Here is a 12066-nt window from a genome sequence, read left to right as displayed (position 1 = left end):
CATAATCCATGGACCTGCACGCCCTGCGTTGTTTCCTTGCCGTGGTTGACCAGGGCACCGTCACGGCCGGCGCCGAGCAGCTGGGCATCGGCCAACCCGCTGTCTCCCGGCAGATCCGCCAGCTGGAGCGCAGCCTGCGAGTGGAACTCTTCCGCCGGGAGGAGGGACGGCTGCACCTGACCGCCGCCGGGCGGGAAATGGTCGGCTCCGCCCGCGCGGCGCTGCGCGCCGCCGACGAGGTCCGACGGGTGGCCACCGCGGTGGTTGCCGGCCACCTGCAGAAGGTGACCATCGCCTCCACCGGCACCACCCGGGATGATGTGATCGCCCCCTGGCTGGCCACTTGGGATACCGACGCCCCGCTGCCGTCAGTGGTGGAGACGACGGCCCGCGCGGCCTACCAGCGGCTGGGCCAGGGCGTCGACCTGGCGATCGGGCCGAGCACGCCGCCGCCCCATCTGGCCCGACGACGGATCGCCGACCTGCCGGTGATGGCCCATGTCTGCCCCGATCACCCCTGGGCCGGGCGCGGATCGGTGCCGCTGTACGAGCTGGCCGAGGCCGACCTGCTGCTGCTGGAGCCGTCCTTCCACGCCCGCCAGCGGCTGGAGCAGGCGATGGACGCCGCCGGTCTGGGGCTGGCGGCCAGGGCCGAGTTCTCCTCACCGATCGTGGCGCAGGCCGTCGCGGCCTCCGGGCGCGGCGTCTGCGTGCTGTCCGACGACACCCGCTTCGGTCTGATGCCCCTGCTCGTGTTGGACGAGCAGGGGCACCCGGTGACGATTCGACTGCATGCGGCCTGGGAGCGTGACCACCACGCCGCCACCCGGCTCTGGGAGCTGGCCAGCGACCTGTACTGCTTTGCCCGCGAGCGCTACCCCGCGATCAGCTGATCAGGCGCGATGACCGGGCGCCGGCACCACGATCATCGGCACCGGCAGCGCCGCCAGCATCCGGGCGGCCATGCTGCCCAGGAAGGTCTGCCGGCCGGTGGCCAGCCGGGAGGATCCCACCAGGACGACGCTGTTCGGCGTCCACTCCACCGAGTGGATCGCCGCGGTGGCATTGCGCCCCTCGGCCACCACCAGTTCCACCGGGGCCCGCTCGGCCACCTTGACCTGGGCGGCCTCGATCGCCGTCGACGCGGCGGCGCGGGCGTCCTGACTGGCCCGGGCGTCGCTGCCGAGCTCCACCAGGGAGATCAGCTTCAGCCGGGTGCCGCTGCGCAGGGCCACCTTCACCGCCTCGTCGACGACGTCCTGCGCCCCAGGGCGGGTGCCCACGGCGCAGGCAATCTCGTCCAACCGGTCGTGCTGGGCATGGGCATAGCCGCGCGGGGCCAGCGCCACCGGAACAGGCGAGGCGTGCAGGATGGCGCTGGCCACCGACGACATCACGGGCATGCCGCTGCCGTGACCGGCCCCCATCACCACCAGTTCCACCTGCAATTCCTTGGCGGCCTGCAGGATCCCGGCGGCCACCGAGGGGGAGCGCAGCACGTGCAGCTTCACGTCCAGCCCGGCGGGGATGTCGGCGACGGCCTTCTGCATCCGGGCCTTGGCCTCGGCGAGCAGCGCCCGTTCGAAGGCGCGCTCCCCCGCCTGGGCGGCGGCCATGCCACCACCGGACCGGGCAACGTAGACGACGTCCAGCGTCGCGCCGAAGGTGTTGGCGAGCACCGCCCCCAGCCGGAGGGCATCCCCGCAGTGCCGGTCACCGGCCCAGGCGACGAGGTATCGAGTGGTCACGGTCAATCTCCTGGTCAGTATGGGTTGCTACGTGTGGGATACAGCATGTTGGCCACGCAGTGTGGCCTACCCGGCGTCGAGGATCTGGTCGGCCACCCGCTGCCCCATTCGGACCGCGCCGTCGACGTGCTGGAAACCGGCACCGGCGATGTCGGAGCAGGCGAAGCGGATCGGGCCCACCGGGTCGTGGTGGAAGGGCCCCCAGCGGTGGAGACCACCCAGATCGTAGCTGGCCCCGTAGGCGCCGCGCGTCCATTCCTCGCTGACGAAGTCGCTCTCGTAGTAGACCTCGGGGGTCAGCGCCCGCTCGCCCAGGTAGTTGGCCAGGGAGCGCAGGATCAGCTCGCGACGTTCCTCGGCGGGCAGCCCGAACAGTTCGTCAGCCTTCTCGTCGGAGACGAAGCCCACCAGGGTTCCCTTCTGGTCACCGTGGTTGGTGTTGTCGTAGACCTCCTGGGAGACCTCGTGGGCCCCGAAGCCAGTCCCGGAGAGCCCCTGCTCCCGCCAGAAGGGCGTCGAGTAGACGGCGTGCACCTTGATCACGATCCCCAGCGAGGTGTGCTGGTGCATCTGGTGCTGGCGCCAGGGCATCGGCGGGTCGTAGCTGATCCGGTGGTACAGGTTCGGCGGAACGGCCAGGACCACGTGCTTGGCCTGCACCTGCATCCCGTCGCTGACCACGGTGGCCCCGTCCTGGCCCCAGCGGATGGTGCGCACGGGCTGGTTGAGCCGCACGACCTCGTCGCCGAGCTCGCGGGCCATGGTCAGCGAGACGGACTGCATGCCGCCCACCACCCGTCGGTCCAGGATGAAGCAGTCGTCGACGAGGTTGGAGAAGGATCCGGCCGAGGCCGCCATCAACACGGCCTGCAGGGTGCTGAAGGCGTGCGCCGGCTTGGTCAGCATGCCGCCGGCGATGAAGATGCCGATGTTGTTGCAGGCCTCCTCATTGCTGGACTGCTGGCGCAGCCAGTGGTGGAAGGAGATGGTGTCCAGCTCCCGGGCCTGAGGATGCTCCCACGGCTTGTCCGGATCCATCTCGGCAGCCAAGCGGTCCAGCTCCTCGGTGATCCGCTCCATCTCGGCCTCCACCTCGGGCCCGGCCGGGAACATGTCCCCGCGGTAGAGGTGCCGACTGCCGTCGGGGGCCAGGTAGACATTGTCGCCCTCGCGGTAGCGCTCGAAGGTCTCCAGCCCCAGCTCGTCGACCAGGTCGATCAGGGCGGTCTGGTCGGGCGAGATCCACTGCCCGCCGAGTTCCAGGAAGGCACCATCCACCTCGTTGGACCAGGTGCGGCCGCCCACCCGATCCCGCGCCTCCAGGACGATCACCCGCTGGCCGGCGGCCACCAGACGACGGGCGGCGGTCAGGCCGGCCGGCCCGGCGCCGACGACCACCACATCCGTCTCGACGGGGGTGGGCAAGGGCTCGGTGTGCTGTGTGACTGCATTCATCGTGTGCTTCCTCCTGTGGTGTGCTGGATTGTTCGTAGGATCATGGAGTGGAAGAAAATTCGGCGCGCCGCCCCGGGCGCCCCAGCGCCCCGGTGCTCAGTCGGGAGCGGATCACCACCGTCGCCCTGGGGCTGGTGGCAGACCAGGGCAGCCAGAGCTTCAGCCTGAATGCCCTGGCCAGGGCGCTGGGCGTGCGGCCGTCCGCCCTGTACAACCACGCCGGTTCCAAGGCGGTGGTGATGATGTGGATGCAGGAGCAGATCAATGCCTCCATCGACGTGGACTGCTTCGCGCGGCAGGAATGGCGTGCGGCGCTGCGCAGCTGGGCCCGCTCCTACCGCGAGGCCTATGCCCCCTTCCCGATGCTGGCCCCGGTGATGGCCGTCCAGCCGGTGGCAGATGCCCCGGTGACGCTGGCCATGTACGAGGCCGTCGTGCTGGGTCTGGAGCGTGGCGGCTGGGCGCCGGAGCAGGCGGTGGACGCCATCGTCGCCGTGGAGGCCCTCATCTTCGGGGCGGCGCTTGACCTGGATGCACCCCCGGACATCTTCGAGCCGGGCTCCGCGGAAGCCCACGCCCCCCGCTTCACAGCGGCAGCGCGGGCCCGCCTGGCCCGGGCCGGCAGCGCGCGTCGAGCCTCCGACCAGGCCTTCGAGCTGGGCCTGGCCGCGCTGGTGGACAATCTGCACCCCGCGACGGGTGGAGCCTGACGGGCTGGTCATCCCAGCAGCTCCTCTCCGACGTCGATCCCCTTCCAGACCAGTCCGTCGCGGAAGAAGGTCGGATCCATGAAGCGGGTCACCAGCAGCAGCACCAGCCCCAGCAACAGGATCCCGATACCGATGATGAAGACCAGGCCGACGCCACCGATCTGCGAGCCGGAACCGAAGGCCGGATCCATCGCGTCGTAGGAGACCTTGAGGAAGACCACCGCCAGGCAGAGCCCGCCGGTGGCCGGCATCACCAGCCGCAGCATCACCTGGGCGAGGCCGCGGGCCTTGTTGCGGAAGTACCAGACACAGGCGAAGGCCGTCAGCGCGTAGTAGAAGCAGACCATCATGCCCAGCGTCGCGATTGTGTCGTTCAGCATGCTGGTGGAGGCCAGGCGCATCACGATGTAGAAGCTGCCGGAGACCACTGCGGAGGTGATGATGCCGGCGGTGGGCGTGCCCCGCGACAGGTTCACCTTCTGCAGGAAGGGTGGCATGGCGCCGTAGTGGGACATGGCAAACAGGGCCCGTGAGGGACCGCTCATGGTGGCCTGCAGCGACGAGGTGCTGGCGGAGAAGATGGCCAGCACCAGCAGGAAGGACCACGGGCCCATCACCGGTTCCGCCAGGTGCAGGAAGGCATTGTCGGCATTGTCCGGATTGGACAGGCCGGTGGCGCCGTCGTCGACGCCGGCGAACATGATGGTGCTGAAGGCCAGCACCAGGTAGAGCACCAGGCCCAGGACGGCCGACGCGGTGCCGCCGAGCCCCGCGGTGCGGGTGCCGCCCCGGGTTTCCTCGCTCAGGGTCAGGCAGACGTCCCAGCCCCAGAACAGGAAGATGGTCAGGCTGACCCCCGCCGCGATCGCGGAGGCGCTCGGCACGCTCATCGGGTTGAGCCAGGCCAGGCTGGGGCCGCCGTGCGGCAGCCCCGCCTGCCAGGCCCGGTAGGCGGCCATCGCGGCGTAGACCAGGAGCACGCCGATCTGGAAGGTCATCAGGACGTACTGCACCCAGGCCGTGGTCTCGATGCCGCGCAGGCACGGATAGGTGCACAGGGTGATGATCACCAGGCAGGTGGCGATGTTCACCCAGGTCACATTGGTCAGGGCGGCGATCTGCTCCGACCCAGTGATGGTGCCCAGGAAGGCGTAGAGGAAGTCGACGGCGACCCCGGCCAGGCTGGACAACACGATCACATTGGCGGCGATGAATCCCCAACCGCCCATCCAACCCACCCAGGGCCCGAAGGCGGTGGAACACCAGGTGAAATTGGATCCGCTGTCCGGCATCGCGTCGTTGAGCTCCTTGTAGGCCATGGCCACGAGGAACATCGGCACGAATCCCAACAGCAGCATGGCCGGCACCTGGGTGCCCACTTCCAGGGCGGTGGGCCCCAGGCTGGAGGTCATGGAATAGGCCGGGGCGACGGTGGCCAGACCGATGGCGATCACCGCCAGCAGGCCAAGGCTCTCGGCCTTGAGGCCCTTCTCCTCCACGACCGGTGGTGGTGGCTGCGACATTGCAGGCTCCTGTCCTTCGGTTGATGGGTGAGGGCTCTCAGGCCTCCAGGGAGTGCATCACGTGCTTCACCCGGCTGTACTCCTCCACGGAGTAGAGCGAGAGATCCTTGCCGTGACCCGACTGCTTGAACCCGCCGTGCGGCATCTCGGCGGTCAGCAGGATGTGGGTGTTGACCCAGACGCAGCCGAAGTCCAGCTCCCGGCTGACCCGCATGGCGGTGCCATGGTCGGTGGTCCAGACGCTGGCGGCCAGGGCGAAGTCGACGTCATTGGCCAGCTCGACGGCTTCCTCCTCGGTGCTGAAGCTCTGCACGGTGAGCACCGGGGCGAAGGTCTCCTGCTGCACCAGCTCGTCGTCCTGGTGGACGCCGTCGATGATGGTGGCGGGGAAGAAGTAGCCGTCGCGCTCCAGCGGCTTGCCGCCGGTCAGCACCGTGGCGTGCGCGGGCAGCCGCTCCAGCTTGGCCTGCACGTCGGCAAAGTGCCGGGCATTGTTCAGCGGGCCGAAGTCGTCGTCTGCGGAGTCACCGGCGGAGGTGGCCTCGGCGGCCGCCACCAGGTGCTGCACCAACTCGTCGTGCGCCGAATCCTGCACCAGCACCCGGGTGACCGCGGTGCAGTCCTGACCGGAGTTGAAGGTGCCGAAGGTGACCAGCTCCTGGGCGGTCTTCGCCAGGTCGGCGTCGGCGAAGACGACAGCCGGAGCCTTGCCGCCCAGCTCCAGGTGGGTCTGCTTCAGCTGGCCCCCGGCGCTCTCGGCAACGGCGCGACCGGCCCGGACGGAGCCCGTGATCGAGACCATCGCCGGCGTCGGGTGCTCGCACATCAGGCTGCCGGTGGAGGCGTCGCCCAGGATCACGTTGACCACACCGGGCGGGAAGATCTCGCCGGCCAGCCGGGCCAGCACCAGGGTGGATTCGGGCGTGGTGTCCGACGGCTTGAGCACGACGGTGTTGCCTGCGGCCAGGGCTGGGCCCAGCTTCCACAGGGCCATCATGATCGGGTAGTTCCACGGGGTCACCTGGGCGACCACGCCGAGCGGTTCGCGACGCACATAGGAGGTGTTCTCACCGAAGTACTCCCCGGCGGCCTTGCCCTCCAGGGTGCGAGCGGCACCGGCGAAGAAGCGCAGGTGGTCGGCCCCGGTGGCCACCTCCTCGTCGGCGATCTGCTGGCGCAGCTGCCCGGTATTGCGGGCCTGGGCGTCCACCAGCTCGTCCTGGTGCTGCTCGATGGCGTCGGCGAAGCGGAGCAGCAGTGCCTGGCGCTCGCTGGGGGTCGACCGGCGCCACTGCCGGGCGGCCTGTTTGGCCGCGGCGAAGGCGGCATCCACGTCCTGCTGGTCACTGATCGGTGCCTGGGCCACGATCTGGCCATTGGTGGGATCAACGATCTGGACATCCTCGGCGCCATGGGCGTCGACGAACCGGCCGTCGATGAAGTTCTGCAGTCTGGTCATCGGGCTTCCTCCGCTGCTTCTCGTGCTGGGTGCTGCCTTCCGGACTAAATGAATGGCATTCATATTTACAGACGACAGGGGCTCCCGGGAAGGGGTTGGCGCAAGAAAATGTGATCCAGCTCACATCTGCACCGGTGCTGGGCAGCCCCAGCGCGCGGAGATCTGGCCACTAGGGTGGCCCGCGTGACGCGTCGACCAGACCAGCCGGGGGCACCCCACGGGGCGGTGCTCGCGCTGGCCGGCGCCTGCCTGTGGGGAACCACCGGCACCTCCCAGGCACTGCTGGCGGGCAGCCCCTCCCCGGTGGCGGTGGGCGCCCTGCGGGCGGGCATCGCCGCCATCGCCCTGCTGCTGGTGGCGGTGACCACCAACCGCTCCGGCTGGGTGCGCACGCCCACCCGCCACAGCACCGGGTGGCTGGTCCTGGCCGGGCTGGGGGTGGCGCTCTACCAGCTGGCCTTCTTCGCGGCCGTGCAGCAGACAGGCGTGGGCGTCGGCACCCTGGTCACGCTGGCCTGCGCTCCCGTCTCGGCGGGTCTGCTGGGTTGGGGGCTGGGCGGGCCCCGCCCGACGCGTCGATGGGCACTGGCCACACTGGTGGCGCTGGCGGGCGCCGCCGTACTGGTGACCAGCGCCGGCACCGCCCACCCGATCAACCCGCTGGGGATCGGTCTGGCGATCGCCGCAGGCTGTTCCTTCGGCGGCTACACCGTCGCCGGCCACCGAGTGGCCCAGGCCGGTGCCACCGGGCTGAATGCCACCGCCTGGATCTTCGCCATCGCCGGCCTGACGCTGCTGCACCCCCTGCTGGGGCAGGACCTCGGCTTCGTCGCCCAGCCCCGCAACCTGCTGGTGCTGGGCTGGCTGGGGCTGGTGGCCACCGCCCTTGCCTACCTGCTCTACCAGCGCGGCATGGGCAGCATCGACGCGGCGACCGCCGCCACCCTTGCCCTGGCCGAGCCGCTGGTGGCCAATCTGCTGGCGGTCTTCGCGCTGGGCGAGCCGTTCAGCTGGTTGATGGGCGTGGGCGTGGCCCTGGTGATCGCCGGGCTGGGCCTGCTCTCCCGCGCCTGAAGCAGCCGCGGCCGGCCCCGGCCCGCGCGATCACCCCTCGGTGTGGGTCAGGCCAGGTTCAGCGGGGTGCCGGTGAGCTTCTGGTAAGCCTCCAGATACCGCTCCCGGGTGGCCTGGACGACGTCGTCGGGCAGCGACGGCGGCGGATTGTCGGCGTTTCGGTCCCAGTCGGATTCGCGGGTCAGCCAGTTGCGCACGTACTGCTTGTCAAAGCTGTCCAGCGCCCCACCCGGGGCCCAGCTGGCCGCATCCCAGAAGCGTGACGAGTCGGGGGTGAGCACCTCGTCGGCCAGCACGATGGTGCCATCGGCGCGACGGCCGAACTCGAACTTGGTGTCGGCCAGGATGATGCCGCGCTCGCGGGCGATCTCCTCTGCCCGGGAGTAGATCGCCAGGGTCAGGTCACGGATTTGCTCGCCAAGCTCCTGCCCGGTGGTCTGGCACATGGTCTGGAAGTCGACATTCTCGTCGTGCTCCCCCAGCTCGGCCTTGGTGGCGGGGGTGAAGATCGGCTCGGGCAAGCGGGAACCGTCCTGCAGACCGTCGGGCAGCGGGATGCCGCAGACCGTGCCGGAGGCCTGGTACTCGGCCCAGCCGGAGCCGGTCAGGTAGCCGCGGGCCACGCACTCGACGGGGATCATCTCCAACTTCTCGCAGACCAGCGCCCGGCCCCGCACCAGCGCCGCTCGCTCCTGGTCCAGCTCGGTGGCCGGATCGGCACTGATCACGTGATTGTCCACCAGTTCCCGCAGCTGCTCGAACCACCACAGCGAGAGCTGGGTGAGCACGACGCCCTTGCCCGGGATCGCGGGGCTGAGCACGAAGTCGTAGGCCGAGATGTTGTCGGTGGCCACCATCAGCATCCGGTCGACGGCATCCAGCGCGTAGAGTTCACGCACCTTGCCGGCATGGATCAGGGGCAGTTGCAGGCTGTTGTACTGGCTCACGAAGACACCCTACGGCCTGGGACCACCGAGCGGCTCACCACTCCCAACGGACCAGGTGGACGCCGGGCGTGACATCCACCCGCACGAGCTGCGCCAACCCACCCGCCAGGGGAAGGTCCACCGCACCGGGGATGGCCAGGCTCTCGTCCTCGCTCAGCACAGTGGGCGAGTCCGTGCTGAAGCCCACCACCCGGGAAGGCAGGTCGCGCTCGGGGAACTGCACCTCCAGCACCAGCTCACTCATCCGCTGGGAAGCCAGGCCCAAGGTCCTGGAGGAGTTCTGGCCGGCGGAGCCGGGTTTCAGGGCGGTCATGTACTCCAGCATCACCAATTCGCCCATCCGCAGCGGCCGCGGCAGCAACATCTCGGTCAACACCAGGCTGTCCCCCCGGACGTGGAAGCGTCGCCCGACGGTGCAGTTGGACAGGCCCTGCACCTCCTGGCCGGCGGCGCCGCTGGCCAGACCGCTGTCATCCACCACTACCGGGAAGGACCTCGTGCCATCGGCCACGCACTGCACCACCTTGCGCACCACCTCGGAGGAGAAGGCCCGGTCAGCCGTGAGCGTGAGAGTGACGTGGGTGCTGATGGTGCGCAGGGCCGTGGCGCTGAGGTCGGCGTGCTCCAGGGCATCCTCCACGGAGTGCGGCAGCACCAGGAGTTCCGACGCCCTGGCAGACCGGCGTCGGGTGTAGGCCACCGGCGCCATCGAGGTGAGGGTTCCGGGCGCAAGCTCCAGGACGCCCTCCAGCGCGGTCAGGGTGCGCTGGGACTGGGCGCGCGCGGGCAGCGAGCGCCCGTTCTGCCAGTAACTCAGGGTGGCGACACTGACCTTGACCTCGGCCTGCTCCAGCCGGTGCCGGATTCTCTCCAGGCTCAGGCCACGTGCCTTGATCGCCTCGCTGAGAACCGACGCGAAGTCGGCTCCCGAATCCGCAGGCATGGCATTCCTCCGATGAGGTTGTCGGGCGAGCAGTCTGGCGTCCACGTGGATGCGCAGCGGCCCGAGTGGACTCGGGGGCTCCACTCGGGCCGCAGCACCGTCCAACCAGGTGGACATTGCCAGACTTCCACGCGGCAAGGCCAGACCGCACCCCCATTCGGGTGGGGCCAGTGATTAAGAGTTAACAAGTCGATGCCGAGCGGTGACGTCTGGGCAATGCAAACATGCCTCTGAACGATCTACGGCTAGTCTGGCAGAGGCCTGCAAGCATGCAGGAGAGACCACGGAAGGTGATCACGGTATGACTCAGGAACCTCGACTGGACGGAATGGGCGCGCTCCCCTACGACGGCGGCGTCGCCTTCCGGGTGTGGGCGCCCCACGCTAGCCAGGTGTCGGTCTTCGGCAGCTTCAACGACTGGAAGAACGACGCCAACCCGCTCCAGCCCGAGCAGGGCGGCTACTGGTACGGCGTGGTCGAGGGCGCCGCGGTGGGCGATGAGTACAAGTTCCACCTGGTCAACAGCCAGGACCCGAAGAATGTCTTCGAGCTGGACAAGGTGGATCCCTACGCCAGCAAGGTGACCAATTCCGTCGGCAACTCGATCGTCTACGACCACGACGACTTCGACTGGCAGGGCGACTCCTTCGCCTGCCCCCCGCACAATGAGCTGGTGATCTACGAGCTGCACGTCGGCTCCTTCAACACCCCGGCCGACCGGGTGGGCAACTTCGATTCCGTGCTGGCCAAGATGGACCACTTCAAGAAGCTGGGGGTCAATGCGGTGCAGCTGATGCCGGTGATGGAATTCGCCGGCGACCGTTCCTGGGGCTACAACCCGGCCCACATCTTCGCCGTCGAGAGCGCCTACGGTGGCCCCGACGGGCTGAAGACCCTGGTCCGCGAATTCCACAAGAACGGCATCGCCGTGATCATCGACGTGGTCTACAACCACTTCGGCCCCAGCGACCTTGACCTGTGGCAGTTCGACGGCTGGAGCGAGAACGGCAAGGGCGGCATCTACTTCTACAACGACTGGCGCTCGCAGACCCCGTGGGGCGATGCCCGGCCCGACTACGGCCGCGCCGAGGTGCGTCGCTTCATTCGCGACAACGCCTTCATGTGGCTGGAGAAGTACCACGCCGACGGCCTGCGCTGGGACATGACGGCCTACATCCGCTCCAAGGATGCCTTCAGCAATGACCTGCCCGAAGGCTTCGAGCTGATGGGCGCGGTGAACCGCGAGGTGCGTGACAAGTTCCCCGGCAAGATCATGATCGCCGAGGACATGCATGGCCACGACAACATGGTGGGCGAGGGCTTTGAGCAGGCCGCCTTCCACGCCCAGTGGGATGCCGAGTTCGTGCACCCGCTGCGCCGCTTCATCGGCGCCTACAACGACTCCGACCGCAACCTGGGCGAGGTTTCTGGGGCGATTGCGCACAACTATGACGGCGAGGCCTTCCGCCGGGTGATCTTCACCGAGAGCCACGACGAGGTTGCCAATGGCAAGCAGCGCGCGGTCAGTGACGTGAACCCGATTGACCAGCAGGGTTGGCATGCAACCAAGCGCGCCACCCTGGGCACCATGGTGGCGCTCACCGCTCCCGGCATCCCGATGATCTTCCAGGGTCAGGAATTCCTGCAGGGCGGCTACTTCACCGACGAGGTCCCGCTGGACTGGAACCTGAACGAGGACCACCAGGGGATCGTGCAGCTGCACGCCGACCTGATGCAGCTGCGCCGCAACTGGGCCGACGACACCGAGGGTCTGCGCGGCCCGGGCCTGAACATCTTCCACACCAACAACGACTTCAAGGTGATGGCCTGGCACCGGTGGCGCGAGCACGGCACCAATGATGACGTGGTGGTGGTCATCAACGGTTCGGACCAGGTGCGCGGCAACTACCGGATCGGACTGCCGGCCGGCGGCCGATGGGAGCTGAAGTTCAACTCCGATTCCACCGTCTACTCGCCGCACTTCGGCAGCGCCGAGGCCTACGACATCACGGCGGAAGAGCAGGACCAGGATGGCTTCGAGTACTCGGGCAATGTGACCCTGGCCCCGTACTCCATGCTGGTCTACAGCTGGAAGGGCTGATCCTTCCCCTCCGACGAGAATTCGGGCGCCGCGGCCATTGGCCGCGGCGCCCGAATTCTGTCAACAGGGGTTTGCGCCTGAGACCCCAGCGGGGGGGGGGTTCGAA

General features: G+C 68.8%; 9 protein-coding genes and 1 pseudogene. 4 read left to right on the top strand and 6 right to left on the bottom strand.

The window, feature by feature from the left end:
- The first annotated feature begins 8 nt into the window (after positions 1–8).
- Positions 9–893 (top strand): LysR family transcriptional regulator, encoded by an 885-nt coding sequence (locus AAEX57_RS02855; protein WP_342090761.1) that lies wholly within the window; start codon positions 9–11, stop codon positions 891–893.
- On the opposite strand, the gene AAEX57_RS02850 is transcribed toward AAEX57_RS02855, so the two are convergent.
- Positions 894–1748: a universal stress protein gene (locus AAEX57_RS02850; RefSeq protein ID WP_342090760.1), complete on the bottom strand. Its 855-nt coding sequence runs from the start codon at positions 1746–1748 to the stop codon at positions 894–896.
- A gap of 66 nt (positions 1749–1814) precedes the next feature.
- Positions 1815–3203 carry a flavin monoamine oxidase family protein gene (locus AAEX57_RS02845; protein WP_342090759.1) on the bottom strand — a complete coding sequence of 463 codons (1389 nt, stop codon included), beginning with the start codon at positions 3201–3203 and terminating at the stop codon, positions 1815–1817.
- Between the two features lie 47 nt (positions 3204–3250).
- Between AAEX57_RS02845 and AAEX57_RS02840 the strand changes: the two genes are divergently transcribed.
- Complete coding sequence (locus tag AAEX57_RS02840) at positions 3251–3913, top strand: TetR/AcrR family transcriptional regulator (RefSeq protein WP_342090758.1); 663 nt, start codon at positions 3251–3253, stop codon at positions 3911–3913.
- Positions 3914–3921: 8 nt separating this feature from the next.
- Here the strand turns inward: AAEX57_RS02840 and AAEX57_RS02835 are convergent, their stop codons facing one another.
- Both AAEX57_RS02835 and AAEX57_RS02830 read right to left on the bottom strand, forming a co-directional pair.
- Positions 3922–5436 (bottom strand): APC family permease, encoded by a 1515-nt coding sequence (locus tag AAEX57_RS02835; protein WP_342090757.1) that lies wholly within the window; start codon positions 5434–5436, stop codon positions 3922–3924.
- 37 nt (positions 5437–5473) lie between these two features.
- Positions 5474–6895 carry a gamma-aminobutyraldehyde dehydrogenase gene (locus AAEX57_RS02830; RefSeq protein ID WP_342090756.1) on the bottom strand — a complete coding sequence of 474 codons (1422 nt, stop codon included), beginning with the start codon at positions 6893–6895 and terminating at the stop codon, positions 5474–5476.
- Between the two features lie 183 nt (positions 6896–7078).
- Here AAEX57_RS02830 and AAEX57_RS02825 point away from each other — a divergent pair, with 183 nt between their 5' ends.
- On the top strand, positions 7079–7969 hold the full coding sequence (locus tag AAEX57_RS02825) for a DMT family transporter (protein WP_342090755.1): 891 nt from the start codon (positions 7079–7081) through the stop codon (positions 7967–7969).
- A 68-nt stretch (positions 7970–8037) separates the two neighbouring features.
- Here the strand turns inward: AAEX57_RS02825 and AAEX57_RS02820 are convergent.
- Both AAEX57_RS02820 and AAEX57_RS02815 read right to left on the bottom strand, forming a co-directional pair.
- A pseudogene (locus tag AAEX57_RS02820) lies at positions 8038–8916 on the bottom strand (phosphoribosylaminoimidazolesuccinocarboxamide synthase); the annotation flags it as partial.
- 34 nt (positions 8917–8950) lie between these two features.
- Complete coding sequence (locus tag AAEX57_RS02815; protein WP_342090754.1) at positions 8951–9859, bottom strand: hypothetical protein; 909 nt, start codon at positions 9857–9859, stop codon at positions 8951–8953.
- 301 nt (positions 9860–10160) lie between these two features.
- Here AAEX57_RS02815 and AAEX57_RS02810 point away from each other — a divergent pair, with 301 nt between their 5' ends.
- The gene (locus tag AAEX57_RS02810; RefSeq protein WP_342090753.1) at positions 10161–11960 is read left to right on the top strand and encodes an alpha-amylase family glycosyl hydrolase; all 1800 of its coding nucleotides are present in this window, start codon (positions 10161–10163) and stop codon (positions 11958–11960) included.
- Positions 11961–12066 lie beyond the last annotated feature (106 nt).

The sequence above is a fragment of the Luteococcus sp. H91 genome (assembly GCF_038433135.1).
Lineage (GTDB): Bacteria > Actinomycetota > Actinomycetes > Propionibacteriales > Propionibacteriaceae > Luteococcus.
The sequence above is the reverse complement of the archived record's forward strand: the minus strand, read 5'-3'. Positions and strand labels throughout refer to the sequence as shown.

Bases quoted from the DNA above. Each gene is read 5' to 3' on its own strand.
- AAEX57_RS02855 (WP_342090761.1), top strand. From the start codon at position 9: ATGGACCTGCACGCCCTGCGTTGTTTCCTTGCCGTGGTTGACCAGGGC.
- AAEX57_RS02845 (WP_342090759.1), bottom strand. From the start codon at position 3,203: ATGAATGCAGTCACACAGCACACCGAGCCCTTGCCCACCCCCGTCGAG.
- AAEX57_RS02835 (WP_342090757.1), bottom strand. From the start codon at position 5,436: ATGTCGCAGCCACCACCACCGGTCGTGGAGGAGAAGGGCCTCAAGGCC.
- AAEX57_RS02830 (WP_342090756.1), bottom strand. From the start codon at position 6,895: ATGACCAGACTGCAGAACTTCATCGACGGCCGGTTCGTCGACGCCCAT.
- AAEX57_RS02815 (WP_342090754.1), bottom strand. From the start codon at position 9,859: ATGCCTGCGGATTCGGGAGCCGACTTCGCGTCGGTTCTCAGCGAGGCG.
- AAEX57_RS02810 (WP_342090753.1), top strand. From the start codon at position 10,161: ATGACTCAGGAACCTCGACTGGACGGAATGGGCGCGCTCCCCTACGAC.